A 13,700-nucleotide genomic window follows, 5' to 3' on the forward strand; every position below is an offset into this window, starting at 1 on the left:
TCCCGCTGTCGCCAACTGTCAGTCAGCCCGGCCCGGCGGATTGTTCGCCTCAAGGAACCGCACTGTCTCGACCAGCATCTGCCGACGGGTCTCGGACCGCGAAAGCCAATGATCCTCCCCCGGCAGTTCCACGAACTCGAAAGGCTTGCCGGCCCGACGCAGGGCCTCGGCCATGACACGGCTCTGTTCGATGGGCACCACCGTATCGTCCTTGCCGTGGATCAACAGCAGGGGGCCGTCGACCGAATCCGCGAGGTAGGCCGGGGACAGGTCGTCGAGGCCTCGATCATTAAGGCGCGCCGCGCCCATGAACCGGTTCCAGTAGCGTACGGTCTGGCTGTCGCTATAGCGCTCATACCGCGCCTCCCGGTTGACCATGCGGCGAAGGTCCGACACGCCGCCGACCGATACGCCGCAGCGATAGACGTCGCCTTCGAGGGTGAGACCGGCCATCGCCGCATAGCCGCCGTAGCTGGCGCCGACGATACAGACACGGGCGGGGTCGATGACGCCCTCAGCCGCCAGCCAGCGCACGCCGTCGGACAGATCCGTCTGCATCTTGCGGCCCCATTCGCCGTAGCCCGCCTCGAGGAAGGCGCGGCCGTAACCGGTCGAGCCACGGAAATTGGCCTGCAGCACCGCATAGCCCCGCGAGGCCAGCGCCTGGGCCCACCAGTCGAAGCCCGCCACGTCCCGGGACGCCGGCCCTCCGTGCGCCAGGACCACCAGCGGCAGACCAGAAGGTTCGGATTCGCCCGGCGGCAGCGTCAGGTAACCGGGGATACCCAACCCGTCTTCTGCAGCGAAATGGATGGACCGCACGGCGCCCACCTGTTCGGGCGCAATGGCGGGATAGGCGTCCGCCAGGACGCCGGAGGCGCCAAGATCGAAATCGACCAGATGATACTGGCCCGCCTCGGCCGTGTCGGTGAAGATGATGACCCGGTTCATCGCATCGCTCCAGGACACCAGTCTCGGGGCCTTGTCCCTGAAGGCCTGTTCGACGGCCTGCCACCGTTGCGAGGCCTGCGGGTCCAGAAACTCGTACCGCACGCCGTCTTCCTCGATACGGCTGCCGCCGATCAGCAGGCGGGTCTGCGGATGATGCACGAGGGAGTCCGGGTGATGGTCGAACGGCAGGCGGCTCCAGACGCCGGTGTCCACGTCGACCTCGAACACGGTGTCCAAAATCCCGGACCCGTCCTCCTCCGACCCAAGGTCCGGCCGATCGGCGGCGATGACGATGGTGCGGGGCGTCCGGCCCATGCCATGGAACGTCGGCGTGTCCACCGGCGCGTCGACGGCCCAGACCTCGCGGTCGCCCTGCCCCTCGGGCAGGTGCAGCGACCAACGGCCGGAACGCTCGTTATAGCGGGCCAGGGCGATGATCTTGCCTTCGCCGTCCAGCACATAGTCATCGGTCGTGTGGTCCATATAGGCCACCGAGCGGCCACGCCCGGTTCTGAGGTCGATGCGGTGCAGATTGGCCTGGTCCTGCGAGACGCTGACGCCGCGCACGAACAGGGTGTCGCCGTCGCTGGTGTTGCGGACCGAGGCGGGCCCGTACAGCACCGCCAGCACATCCGGCGTGCGATCCAGCACCTGGACCACCCTCTGTCTCTCCAGATCGAGCACCTGGCCGAAGAACAGTTCTGACCGCGATACGCCCAGCGAGGTGATGTTGCGCGTCTGCGACGTGACCACCAGGACCCGGCTTTCGCCAATCCAGCGCAGGTCGCGAACCTTGATGACGCTGATATCGCCGACGAAGAGTTGCTCGCCGGTCGCGATCCGGGTGACGGCGATGGCGCGTGTTTCGCCCGTTACGATGATGCGGGCGATCAGTTCGCCGCTGGGCGACAGCTGGATATGTTCGATGGCGGGCGTCGCGCCATAGGCTTCGAGGGGCGCCGATGCAGGAACCGGGGCTTGAGCCCACGCGCCCGCGTTACCCAGGCAACACCACACGGCGATCGCGAGTGCGAACGCCTTCATCCCTGACTTGAACACGGCACACAGTCTCCCCCTGCCGGCATCTTTATCGATCGCCCGGCGTCCCGGTGGCAAGGGGGGGCGACCGGCCCGAAAACAAGAAAGCCCCCGCCGTTTCCAGCCGGGGCGTTTCCAGTTCAGCGGGTTGAGGCCGCTATTTCGGGGCCAGGATCATGATCATCTGGCGGCCTTCCATACGCGGGGCGTATTCGACCTTGGCGATCTCGTCGAAGTCGGCCTGGACCTTGTTCAGCAGCTTCATGCCCAGTTCCGGGTGCGCCATTTCCCGGCCGCGGAAGCGCAGCGTCACCTTGACCTTGTCGCCCTCGTCGAAGAAGCGGTGCATGGCCTTGGCCTTCACCTCGTAGTCGTGGGTGTCGATGTTGGGACGAAGCTTGATCTCTTTCAGCTCGACGACCTTCTGACGCTTGCGGGCCTCGGCCTTCTTCTTCTGCTCCTGGAAGCGGAATTTGCCGTAGTCGAGAATCTTGCAGACCGGCGGCTCTGACGTCGAGACGATCTGAACCAGGTCCATGCCGGCCTCTTCGGCGGCTTCCAGCGCGGCGGACGTCGGCATGACGCCCTGTTTCTCGCCGTTCTGATCAATCAACAGAACGCGCGGCGCGCGGATATCCTGGTTCATGGGGGGCCCGTCCTTGACGGGCGGCTGGTTCATCGGACGGCGAATGAGCGTCGGTTCCTTGCGTGGAAGAAAAAGCGGAGTTCTGACAGGTGGGAGCACGCGACGGCCCGCCGCGTTCCCCTCCAGCGGCCCTATATGACCGCGAACGCCCTTCTCTTCAAGGTTCGGCGGGGTCGCGGGCGCCGATGAAGGCCGTATGCAGATCGATCACGGCGTCGAAGACACGCTCGGTGGTCAGGGCCTCGATCGGCGCGAACTCACCGCGCGTCTCGTTGGAGGCGGCGGTGCGGGTCTTTGGCCCCCACGGCCCGTACAGCCACCACTCGGTCGGACCGAACAGGCCCAGCGTCGGGCGACCGGCGGCCGCCGCCACATGCATCAGGCCGGAATCGTTGCCGACGAACAGCGCCGCCCGGTCGATCGCGGCGGCCGAGGCCAGGATGTCGCCCTTGCCGACGAAGTCGATGCCGCGCTCTCCCGCCGCCGCCAGGGCGGGGGCCGCAGGCGGATGATCGCCTGGCCCGCCCACCAGCATGAAGCGCCAGCCGTCGAACCGCGCCTCGGCCTTGAGCATCTCGACCAGCCCGCCCCAGCGATCGGCCGGCCAGCTCTTGCCCGGCTGATGCGCGATGGGCGCCATGGCGATGATCGGTCCCGGGGCCGTCGCCAGTTGCGGGTCGATTACGGCGGCCGCCTCGGTGCGGGCCTGGTCGTCGAGGAAGATTTCCGGGTCCAGCGGCGCTGACGAACCCATCAGGCGCGACACCATTTCGACCTTGCGCACCCCGGTCTCCCACGACCGGTTGTAGACCACGCGCCGCTTCGCCGGGACCAGATAGCTGAGCGCCGAGCCGCGGATGTCGACGACCAGATCCCAGCGCGTTCCGACCACCTGTTTCCACAGATCGAGCCAGTGTCCGGCCATCTTCTTCTTGTCGAGGATGATGACCCGCTCTACGCCGGGCGCGGCGCGGAACAGGGGTGCGGGCGGACGGCCGCTGGCGACCGTGATCCGGGCGCCGGGAAGCTGACGGCCGATCTCGCGGATCACGCCCGACGAGATGACGCAGTCGCCGATGCGATTGGACGTGACGAACAGAACCTTCGGGGCGGTCTTGGGATCGGGCACGCGCTTTGGCCTTCGCTTCGTTACGCCGGGTTCGCTATCAGTCCGCGACGGTTTTCGCGAGAGGCGGATCATGAGCGACGGCATCCAGCGGCTTCAACGTCCGGACGGCGAGACGCTCGCCTTCCGCCGGATCGAGGGCGAGGCTCCGACCGTGGTCTGGATCGGCGGCTTCCGCTCCGACATGGAGGGGACCAAGGCCCTGGCGCTGCACGCGGCGGCGCGGGACCGGGGCTGGGCCTTCGTGCGCTACGACCACTTCGCCCACGGTCAGTCGAGCGGAGACTGGCGACAGGCCACCGTCGGCCGCTGGCGCGAGGACGCCATCGCCCTGATCGACAGCCTGGAAGGACCGGTCATCCCGGTGGGTTCGTCGATGGGCGGCTGGGTCGCCCTGCTGCTGGCGCTGGCGCGGCCCGAGCGGATGGCGGGGCTGGTGCTGCTCAATCCGGCGCAGGATTTCACCGAACGGCTGATGTGGCCAGGCCTGGCTGACCATGAGCGTCAGGCCATCCTGCGCGACGGGGAGACGGTGATCGACGAGGAAGGACTGGGCGCATACGTCCTGACCCTGGCCATGTTCGAGGAGGCGCGCGACTGGCTGGTGCTGGACGCGGCCATACCGGTCGCCGCGCCGGTGCACATCCTTCAGGGCCGGGCCGACGACGTGGTGCCGTGGCCGCATGCCATCCGTCTGGTCGAGCGCCTGACGGGCGGCGACGTCCGGCTGGACCTGATCGAAGGCGGCGACCACCGTCTGTCGGCTCCGGCGGACCTGGCGCGGCTGATCGATGTCATTGAACGGATGCGGCATTGAGCGCTTAAATAGAGGAACGCATCGCAAGGAGACTCCCATGCGCGTCCTGATCCTCGCCCCCGCCCTGCTTCTGCTGGCCGCCGCGGGCTGCGCCTCGACGGCCACAACCAACAGCTACAATGACGAGTTGCAGCGTCTCAGTGAAGACTGCGCCGCCCGGGGCGGGATTCTGTCCCCCACCGGCCAGCAGTCCGGGCGCCCCAACACCGATAACGTCTGCAAGATCACCGGAGGGGCCTCGCGTCTGCCGCAGGGCGGCTGATCCCGCCGTCTGTGATCAAAGCAGCGCGGTGATAGCCGCGCGGGCGGCTTCGCCAAGATCCGGACGCTTCAGCGCCAGGGCCACATTCGCGCGCAGCAGGCCGATCTTGTCGCCGCAGTCGTGGGTGACGCCGTCATATTCGACGGCGGTGAAGGCCTGATCCTTCATCAACCGCGCCATGCCGTCGGTCAGCTGGATCTCGCCGCCCGCGCCGCGGGGCTGGTTTTCGAGGATGCCGAAGATTTCCGGCTGCAGGATGTAGCGACCCGAGATCGACAGATTGGAGGGGGCTTCGCCGCGCGGCGGCTTTTCGACCATCCCCTTCATGCGGATGTGGCGGCCGTCGCGGTTTTCGGGATCGACGATGCCGTATTTGTGAGTCTCGGTCTCGGGCACAGCCTCCACGCCGATGACGTTGCCGCCGACCTCGGCATAGACATCGGCCAGCTGTTTCAGCGCGCCGGGCTGGGAATCCACGATCACGTCGGGCAGCAGGACGGCGAACGGCTCGTCGCCGATGATGTCGCGCGCGCACCAGACCGCATGGCCAAGGCCCAGCGGCTGCATCTGCCGCGTGAAGCTCATTTCCCCGGCGGTCGCCAGTTCGGCGATCATGGCGTCGAGAATGTCGGTCTTGCCCTTGGCCAGGAGCTGGGCCTCCAGCTCGATCTGGTGATCGAAATAGTCCTCGATGGCGCCCTTGGACCGGCCGGTGACGAAGACGATGTGCTCGATCCCGGCCTCGCGCGCTTCTTCGACGATATAGCTCAGGATCGGCCGGTCGACGACGTTCAGCAGTTCCTTGGGCGTAGTCTTGGTGCCGGGCAGGACCCGCGTGCCAAGGCCGGCGACGGGCAGAACGGCCTTGCGGAGGCGGCGGGGGTGAGCGGTCATGCGGTTTCCTGAACGGCGGGGTCGGGCAGCCTAACGCATTCTCAGCCTAAGCGATCACTCGACAGTGACGGACTTGGCCAGATTGCGCGGTTGATCCACGTCCGTACCCTTCTGCACCGCCGTGTAGTAGGCCAGCAGTTGCACCGGGACGGCGTAGATCAGGGGCGCGATGAGAGAGTGGCACTCCGGCGCGTCGACGCGGCGGATGCCGGCGCCATGCGGGTCGGGCGCAGACTTCGGCGCGATCATGATCACCGGTCCGCCTCGCGCGGCGACTTCCTGCAGATTGGAGGCGGTCTTCTCGAACACCTCGTCCAGCGGCGCGAGGGCCACGATCGGCGTGTACTCGTCGACCAGGGCGATCGGCCCGTGCTTCAGCTCGCCCGCGGCATAGCCCTCGGCGTGGATATAGCTGATCTCCTTCAGCTTCAACGCGCCTTCCATGGCCAGGGGGAACATGGTCCCGCGGCCGAGGAACAGGACGTCTGTCGCCTTCGCGATGTCATGGGCGACGGCCTTCAGATCGTCTTCCATACTCATGGCCTCGGCGATCAGACGCGGGGCCTCGAACAGGGCCTTGACCAGTTCGGCCTCGCGCACCGCATCGATATGGCCGCGCTGGACGCCCGCTGCGACGGCCAGGGCCAGCAGGGCCGCGACCTGGGCGGTGAAGGCCTTGGTCGAGGCGACGCCGATCTCGGGACCCGCATGCGTCGGCCACAGGTGGCCGGCCTCGCGGGCCATGGAGGAGGAATGCACATTGACGAGGGCGGCGGTCTTCAATCCTTTGGCCTTGCACCATGACAGGCTGGCCAGGGTGTCGGCGGTCTCGCCCGACTGGCTGACGGCGACGGCCAGCGTCCCCGGCGTCAGGGCCGGGTTGCGGTAACGGAACTCCGAGGCGATCTCGACGTCGCATGGCAGGTTGGCCAGCTTCTCGAACGCATAGCGGCCGATCTGGCCGGCGTAGAAGGCGGTGCCGCAGGCCACGATCTGGATGCGGTCGATAGCGGCGAAGTCGGCGGAATCGGTCCTGGCCCTGCCGTTCACGAAGTCCAGGTAGTGGGACAGGGTGTGCTGGACGCTGTCGGGCTGCTCATGGATCTCCTTCTCCATGAAGTGCCGGTACTCGCCCTTTTCGACCAGGGCCGACGAGGCCGAGACCTGAACGATCGGCCGTTCGACCGCAGCGCCATGGACGTCGAACATTCGCGCGCCGCCCCGGTCGACGCCGACGTAGTCGCCCTCTTCCAGATAACTGATCTTCTGGGTGAAGGGTCCGACCGCCAGCGCGTCCGAGCCCAGATACATCTCGCCCTCGCCCCAGCCGACGACCAGCGGACTGCCGCGCCGGGCGCCCATGATCAGGCCGTCCTCGCCCTCGATCAGAACCGCCAGCGCATAGGCGCCGGTCAGCCGGTCCAGGACGGTCTTGAAGGCGATCAGCGGATCATTGCCCCGGCCCAGTTCGCGGTCCAGCAGGTGGGCGACGATCTCCGTGTCGGTCTGGCTTTCGAACACGCGGCCGTCCTCGGCCAGTTCCGCCTTCAGCTCGGCGAAATTCTCGATGATGCCGTTGTGCACGAGCACGACGCGGCCGGCCTTGTGCGGGTGGGCGTTGGCGGTGGTGGGCGCGCCGTGAGTGGCCCAGCGCGTGTGGCCGATGCCGATCGTGGCGTTCAGCGGCTCGGCGGCCAGCACCGCTTCCAGCTCGCGAATCTTGCCCTTGGCGCGGCGCCGTTCGATGCGCCCGTCGACCAGGGCCGCCACGCCCGCGGAGTCATAACCCCGGTATTCGAGCCGCTTCAGGCTGTCGATCAAACGGGGAACCGCCGGGCCGACGCCCGTCACACCGATGATGCCGCACATGAATAAGTCCCTCGGAAGTCTGCCTTTCCACGCTTTGCGCGCGGACGGGTAACGGTCTAAGCCGAGCCCGGCTGTCTGGCGCCGATGTAGGCGACAGGCGCCCCGGTTTGCACCTAAAAAGCGGTTTCGCAAGGTTTCTGCGACCGCGACGAGAGGAAGAAGACGCTTGGGCGAGAGACGCTATTTCGGGACAGACGGCATTCGCGGCCGCGCCAACACCCATCCCATGACGCCCGAAGTGGCCCTGCGCGTCGGGCTGGCGGCGGGACGGATGTTCATGTCGTCCGACGACCGCCGGCACCTTGTGGTGATCGGCAAGGACACCCGCCTGTCGGGCTATATGATCGAGCCGGCGCTGGTCGCGGGCTTCGCCTCCGCCGGCATGGACGTGCTGACCTTCGGACCCCTGCCGACGCCCGGCGTGGCCATGATGACCCGTTCGATGCGGGCCGACATCGGGGTGATGATCTCGGCCTCGCACAACGCCTATCTCGACAACGGCATCAAGCTGTTCGGCCCCGACGGCTACAAGCTGTCGGACGAGGTCGAGCTGAAGATCGAATCCATGATGGACGAGGCCCTGGATGCAGGCCTCGCCGCGCCGGACAAGCTGGGCCGGGTCAAGCGGATCGACGACAGTCAGGCCCGCTACATCGAGATCGCCAAGGCCAGCTTCCCCAAGGGCCTGAGCCTGCAGGGCCTGCGCATCGCCATCGATTGCGCCAACGGCGCCGGCTACAAGGTCGCGCCGACGACGCTGTACGAGCTGGGCGCCGAGGTGTTTTCCGTCGGCGTGGAGCCGAACGGCCTGAACATCAACGCCGACTGCGGCTCGACCTATCCGCAGACCCTGGCCGAGGCGGTCAGGCGCCACAAGGCCCACATCGGCATCGCCCTGGACGGCGACGCCGACCGGGTCATCATCTGCGACGAGAAGGGTCAGGTCGTCGACGGCGACCAGATCATGACCATGGTGGCTCTGGACTGGGCCAGGCGGGGGCTGCTGGTCGGGGGCGGCGTGGTCGCCACCGTCATGTCCAACCTCGGGATGGAGCGCGCCCTGAACGCCGCCGGACTGACGCTGGAGCGGACCCAGGTCGGCGACCGCTACGTCATGGAGCGGATGCGCCAGGGCGGGTTCAACATGGGCGGCGAACAGTCCGGCCACATCATCCTGCATGACTACGCCACCACGGGCGACGGCCTGATGTCGGCCCTGCAGGTGCTGGCGGTCCTGGTCGAGAGCGGCCGCGCCATGAGCGATCTGGCGCGTCAGTTCGAACCGGTGCCGCAGTTGCTGGAGAATGTTCGCTTCACCGCGGGCAAGCCGCTGCAGGACGCGGGGGTCAAGGCCGCGATCGCCGCCGCAGAGGCGCGTCTGGTCGGCGCCGGGCGCCTGCTGGTGCGACCCTCGGGGACCGAGAAGCTGATCCGGGTTATGGCCGAGGGGGATGACGCCAGGCTGGTGAAGTCTGTGGTCGCCGATGTGGTCGCGGCGGTGAAGGCGGCGGGCTAACCCTCTACACGGTCTTTCAGGTCCGCCAGCATGGCCACCGCCCCGCGGGCGTATGGGGCGATCCAGCGGTCGTGGACGGCCTTGATCGGCATGGCGTTGAGATGGTTCCAGCGCTCGCGGCCCTCGCGCCGGACGATGATCAGCCCGGCCGCTTCCAGGCTCTTCAGATGTTGCATCACCGTGCAGCGGTCCAGGGCGCGCTCCGCTTCGCACAGCTGGCCCGTGGTGCGCGGCCCGCCCTTCATCGCATCCAGCAGTCGTCGCCTTACCGGATTGGCCAGGGCCTTGAAAACACCGTCCAGATCGTCGTCATTTGACATGTTGTATTTCTATAACATATAAAGCTCGCCGGCAACCATGGAGTGGAGCAGTGGAGCTGAAATTCGAAGTCGCGACCCGCATCGCCCGGCCTGTGCATGAGGTGTTCGCGGCGGTCGCCGATCCCGCCGAACTGTCCGCCTATTTCACCACCGGCGGAGCCGTCGGCCGGCTGGAGACGGGCGCGATGGTCCAGTGGGCGTTCGCGGAATTCCCGGAGACCTTTCCGGTGGAGGTGGTCGAGGTGGTCCAGGACGACCGTATCGTATTGCGCTGGGCGGCCAGCGAAGGGGCGTCAGAGGTCGGCGATCCGGCCGTGGACGCGGGTTATCTGACGACGGTCACCATGACCTTCCAGCCGCTGGATGATGGTGCGCGCACGCTTGTCCGTATCGCAGAGGACGGGTGGCGACAGACTCCGGCCGGCCTGAGGGCCTCCTACGGCAACTGCATGGGATGGTCGCAGATGCTGTCGGCGCTGAAGGCTCATGTCGAATACGGAATCAATCTCCGGGACGGCGCCTACCGCTAGACGACCGCCCGAACGCCGCGCCTGAACTCAGCGATGGAACCCGTCGCCGGACCGGCGCAGTCTCACCCGATGATTCCCGCGCGCGGCCTCCTGTCTCCGGGTCAGTCGCGCTGGACGCACATGGCCACGCCCATGCCGCCGCCGATGCACAGGGTCGCCAGCCCCTTGTTCGCGCCGCGCCGCTTCATCTCATGAAGCAGGGTGGTCAGGATGCGGGCGCCCGAAGCCCCGATGGGGTGACCGATGGCGATGGCGCCGCCGTTGACGTTGACCTTGTCGGGATCGAGCCCCAGTTCGCGAAGCACGCACAGGCTCTGGGCGGCGAAGGCCTCGTTGGATTCGACCAGGTCGAGGTCGGCGACGGTCCAGCCGGCCTTTTCCAGCGCCTTCCTCGAGGCCGGGATCGGGCCGGTCCCCATCACCGCCGGATCGACGCCGGCGGTGGCCGAGGACACGATCCGCGCCAGAACCTCGAGGCCCCGCGCCTTCGCCTCGTCGGCGCTCATCAGCACCAGGGCGGCGGCCCCGTCATTCAGGCCCGAGGCGTTGGCGGCGGTGACCGAGCCTTCCTTCGTGAAAGCGGGGCGCAGCTTCTCCATGGCCTCGAGGGTCGCGCCGTGGCGGATGAACTCGTCCTTGTCGACGACGACGTCGCCCTTCTTCGAGGCGATGGCCACCGGCGCGATCTCGTCGTCGAAGCGGCCCGCCTTCTGGGCCGCCTCGGCCTTGTGCTGGCTGGCGACGGCGAAGGCGTCCTGATCGGCGCGGCTGATCTGGAACCGCTCGGCCACGTTCTCGGCCGTCTGACCCATGTGATAGCCGTTGAAGGCGTCCCACAGCCCATCCCTGATCATGGTGTCGATCAGCGACAGGTCGCCCATCTTCTGGCCGGTGCGCAGGTGCTGGGCGTGGGGGGCCTGGCTCATGCTCTCCTGACCGCCGGCGACGACGATCTTCGCATCGCCGAGGGCGATCTGCTGGGCGCCGATGGCGACCGCGCGCAGGCCCGAGCCGCAGATCTGGTTCAGGCTCCAGGCCGCCGTCTCCTTCGGAATGCCCGCGCCCATGGCGGCCTGCCGCGCCGGGCCCTGGCCCGCCGCCGCCTGAAGGACGTGACCGAGAATGACCTCGTCGACATCGGCGGCGTCGACGCCCGCCCGCTCGAGCGCCGCCCGGATGGCGACCTCGCCCAGCTTCGACGCCGGCAGGCCGGAAAGGCCGCCGAGGAAGGAGCCGACCGGCGTGCGCGCGGCGGAGACAATGACGACGTCGATGGACATGACGAACCTCTGGAGCGGGCCCGCGCCGGGGGAGCGGCGGGCCATGGAAAACGAAACCTCTACGATCCATGTGGTCGTTAGGTCGCGCGAAACGAGTCGTGGCGTTTCTGCCGCATCCGGACGCCTTCGTCACGTCTGACGGCGCCGTTCACCGCGTGGTCACCGGCCGGGCCCCATATTCGCGGGAACAAACCGGGCCAGAAAGGCTTGTGGCAGCCATGCTGAAGCGATTGAAAAAGGTGTTCGTCAAGGTCTGCGTGCCGGACGAATTGGATATGGCGGAGCATTACCGCTCGCCCGCCGAGAAGACCGCCGATCTGGTCGTGCATGTCGTCGGCCTGACGCTGGCCGCCGTCGGCGGGATCGTGCTGGCGGTGCTGGCGGCGATGTATGTCGGCATCGGCGCCGTGGCGGCGACCGCGACCTACGCCCTGTGTCTGGTCGCCATGCTGACCGTCTCGACCATCTACAATCAGACCAGGCCCTGCGCCGCGCGGCCGATCCTGCGCCGCATGGACGAGGCGGCGATCTTCCTCATGATCGCCGGCAGCTACACCCCCTTCACGACCCAGCGGTTCGAAGGCGCCTGGTCGATCGGCTTCACCCTGCTGGTGTGGGCGATCGCCCTGGCCGGCGTCGGGGCCAAGCTGGTGGCGCCGCGGATATCGGACGCCTTCTGGAGCGGGGTCTATGTGCTGTTCGGCTGGCTGGCCGTGATCGCGCTGAAGCCCATGGTCGACACCGTCCATCCGATCGCCCTGGCCCTGCTGGTGCTGGGCGGGCTGATCTATACGGCGGGAGTGTTCGTCTTCATCAGCCCGAGGGTGAAATTCCGCCGCGCCATCTGGCACGGCTTCGTCGTCACCGGCGCGACCGTCCACTGGGCCGCGGTGCTGGTCGGGGTCGTGCTGGCCCCCGCCGCCGTCGGCGTCGGCTAGACATTCCCGTCCGCAGCGCAGCATAGTGCGGCGTTGCAACAGGAACGAGGATCGCGCGTGGCTGACAGGAAGTCCGGAGCCGGCGAAACCGTCGTCATCAAGAAATACGCCAACCGCCGCCTCTACAATACGGCGACCTCGGCCTATGTGACGCTGGAGGACCTGGCGAAGATGGTGCGCGAGGGGACCGAGTTCGTGGTCTTCGACGCCAAGACCAATGACGACCTGACCCGTCAGATCCTGACCCAGATCATCTTCGAGGAAGAGAGCCGGGGCGAGGCCCTGCTGCCGGTCCAGTTCCTGCGCCAGCTGATCGGCTTCTACGGCGGCCAGATGCAGGGGGTGCTGCCCAGCTATCTGGAGATGTCGCTCGACAATTTCAGCCGCCAGCAGGAACAGATCCGCGGCCAGTTCACCAAGGCCTTCGGCGCTGCGCCCGGCGCCGGGCTGATGGACGAGGCCGTCAAGCGCAACATGGCCATGTTCAGCGAGGCGATGAAGATGTGGCCCGGCTTCGGCGCCCTGACGCCGGGCGCCATGGCGGCGGCTTCGGCCGCGACGAAGCCCGAACCGGCGCCGGCCGCCGATCCGCTGGCGGAAATGCGCCGCCAGATGGACGAGATGCGCAGCCAGATCGACAAACTGTCCCGACCGCCCGGCAAGGACGACTGACATGGGCGACGAGATCCGCGCCGTGGGTCCCGTCGAACGCCGGGAGGATCGCCGGTCGGCCGAGCGGCGCGCCGCCGAACGGCGGGCCGCCGCGGAGGGCCGCGCCCTGACGGTCACGGATTTCGACCCCGAGCCTGCCGAGCCCCCGGCAAGACCTGCCCCCACGCCCGCGCCGGACGCCTCGGCGGCCGCCTTCGCCGCCCAGATGATCGGCCAGACCGGACAGAGGCGCGGCCTCAAGGGGGGCCTGCCGGTGCTGGACGCAGCCCGATCGGCCTATCTGGGAACCGAGCATTCGGGGGCCGCCGAGCGGCGCCCGCGACCCGGCAAGGCGGAAGACACCGACGTCTGATCCCGCGGCACGGTCCTTGCTGAACGACAGGGCCTCAAGCCTCGTTCGGGACCGCCGCCATGCTGACCTTCATCACCCGCACCGTCGATGTGACCGTCGTCGCGCTGATTTTCGTGGCGTTTTCCTGATTTTCAAAGACCGGACAGGCTGAAGCGCTTTTCGGCGTTTCCGCGGAAAAGTCGGGGAGGTGGCGGAGCGCGGGCGGCTTCGCCCGGAACCGTGATGTGGTCCCCTGCTTTCGCTTTGCGGGGACCGGGATGTGTTTTCGGCGTCGCCGCCTTCGCTCCGCGCGACCGGTTCACGCAAGCCGACGGGGGCGGGCTTCATCAAGGCGGCCTGCGGGGCTTTCGGCATTTCCCGACCCCGGCCTTGTCGCCGCATTCATCCCTGTCCGTCGTACGCTCGCGACGGGCGGAAGGCTTCCAGGCCTCCCGGGCCCCGGGGTTTCGACGCCCCGGGCAGTCCGCCGCCCCCACGCCCCCGTTATTC

The 13,700-nt window shown here is 67.8% G+C and carries 14 protein-coding genes; 7 read left to right on the forward strand and 7 right to left on the reverse strand.

All coding sequences use genetic code 11. The features are described from left to right. Positions 1–18 precede the first annotated feature (18 nt). The 3 genes from BrevBR_RS05770 to BrevBR_RS05780 form a co-directional block, all read right to left on the reverse strand. Entirely contained in the window at positions 19–2,010 is a 1,992-nt protein-coding gene (locus BrevBR_RS05770) for an alpha/beta hydrolase family protein (RefSeq protein WP_340000262.1), read from the reverse strand. Between the two features lie 136 nt (positions 2,011–2,146). After that, positions 2,147–2,668: a translation initiation factor IF-3 gene (gene infC, locus BrevBR_RS05775; RefSeq protein WP_332641572.1), complete on the reverse strand. Its 522-nt coding sequence runs from the start codon at positions 2,666–2,668 to the stop codon at positions 2,147–2,149. Between the two features lie 124 nt (positions 2,669–2,792). Further along, positions 2,793–3,764 carry a glycosyltransferase family 9 protein gene (locus BrevBR_RS05780; RefSeq protein WP_332641573.1) on the reverse strand — a complete coding sequence of 324 codons (972 nt, stop codon included), beginning with the start codon at positions 3,762–3,764 and terminating at the stop codon, positions 2,793–2,795. 70 nt (positions 3,765–3,834) lie between these two features. Between BrevBR_RS05780 and BrevBR_RS05785 the strand changes: the two genes are divergently transcribed. Together BrevBR_RS05785 and BrevBR_RS05790 are read left to right on the forward strand one after the other, a co-directional pair. Beyond that, a complete protein-coding gene (locus BrevBR_RS05785) occupies positions 3,835–4,578 on the forward strand; it encodes an alpha/beta fold hydrolase (RefSeq protein ID WP_340000263.1) in 744 nt (247 codons plus the stop codon). Positions 4,579–4,615: 37 nt separating this feature from the next. Then, the gene (locus BrevBR_RS05790; protein ID WP_340000264.1) at positions 4,616–4,840 is read left to right on the forward strand and encodes a hypothetical protein; all 225 of its coding nucleotides are present in this window, start codon (positions 4,616–4,618) and stop codon (positions 4,838–4,840) included. A 15-nt stretch (positions 4,841–4,855) separates the two neighbouring features. On the opposite strand, the gene galU is transcribed toward BrevBR_RS05790, so the two are convergent. Further along, the gene (gene galU / locus BrevBR_RS05795) at positions 4,856–5,734 is read right to left on the reverse strand and encodes a UTP--glucose-1-phosphate uridylyltransferase GalU (protein WP_332641576.1); all 879 of its coding nucleotides are present in this window, start codon (positions 5,732–5,734) and stop codon (positions 4,856–4,858) included. Between the two features lie 54 nt (positions 5,735–5,788). Next, on the reverse strand, positions 5,789–7,603 hold the full coding sequence (gene glmS / locus BrevBR_RS05800; protein ID WP_340000265.1) for a glutamine--fructose-6-phosphate transaminase (isomerizing): 1,815 nt from the start codon (positions 7,601–7,603) through the stop codon (positions 5,789–5,791). Between the two features lie 166 nt (positions 7,604–7,769). On the opposite strand from glmS, the gene glmM reads away from it, so the two are divergent. Then, positions 7,770–9,119 carry a phosphoglucosamine mutase gene (gene glmM, locus BrevBR_RS05805; protein ID WP_340000266.1) on the forward strand — a complete coding sequence of 450 codons (1,350 nt, stop codon included), beginning with the start codon at positions 7,770–7,772 and terminating at the stop codon, positions 9,117–9,119. On the opposite strand, the gene BrevBR_RS05810 is transcribed toward glmM, so the two are convergent. Next, the gene (locus BrevBR_RS05810; protein WP_332641579.1) at positions 9,116–9,439 is read right to left on the reverse strand and encodes an ArsR/SmtB family transcription factor; all 324 of its coding nucleotides are present in this window, start codon (positions 9,437–9,439) and stop codon (positions 9,116–9,118) included. The genes glmM and BrevBR_RS05810 overlap by 4 nt on opposite strands. A 50-nt stretch (positions 9,440–9,489) precedes the next feature. On the opposite strand from BrevBR_RS05810, the gene BrevBR_RS05815 reads away from it, so the two are divergent. Continuing rightward, positions 9,490–9,969, forward strand: coding sequence for an SRPBCC domain-containing protein (locus tag BrevBR_RS05815; protein WP_340000267.1), 480 nt, complete (start codon positions 9,490–9,492; stop codon positions 9,967–9,969). 101 nt (positions 9,970–10,070) lie between these two features. Here BrevBR_RS05815 and BrevBR_RS05820 read toward each other — a convergent pair whose 3' ends face one another. Then, entirely contained in the window at positions 10,071–11,249 is a 1,179-nt protein-coding gene (locus BrevBR_RS05820; protein WP_340000268.1) for an acetyl-CoA C-acetyltransferase, read from the reverse strand. Between the two features lie 218 nt (positions 11,250–11,467). On the opposite strand from BrevBR_RS05820, the gene trhA reads away from it, so the two are divergent. The 3 genes from trhA to BrevBR_RS05835 are packed head-to-tail and all read left to right on the forward strand — an operon-like array spanning position 11,468 to position 13,211. Continuing rightward, positions 11,468–12,187 carry a PAQR family membrane homeostasis protein TrhA gene (gene trhA / locus BrevBR_RS05825; RefSeq protein ID WP_340000270.1) on the forward strand — a complete coding sequence of 240 codons (720 nt, stop codon included), beginning with the start codon at positions 11,468–11,470 and terminating at the stop codon, positions 12,185–12,187. 57 nt (positions 12,188–12,244) lie between these two features. Continuing rightward, positions 12,245–12,859: a polyhydroxyalkanoate synthesis repressor PhaR gene (gene phaR / locus BrevBR_RS05830; protein ID WP_340000271.1), complete on the forward strand. Its 615-nt coding sequence runs from the start codon at positions 12,245–12,247 to the stop codon at positions 12,857–12,859. Between the two features lies 1 nt (position 12,860). Further along, positions 12,861–13,211: a hypothetical protein gene (locus tag BrevBR_RS05835; RefSeq protein ID WP_332641584.1), complete on the forward strand. Its 351-nt coding sequence runs from the start codon at positions 12,861–12,863 to the stop codon at positions 13,209–13,211. Positions 13,212–13,700 lie beyond the last annotated feature (489 nt).

Source organism: Brevundimonas sp. BR2-1, assembly GCF_037626195.1.
Taxonomy (GTDB): Bacteria; Pseudomonadota; Alphaproteobacteria; order Caulobacterales; family Caulobacteraceae; genus Brevundimonas.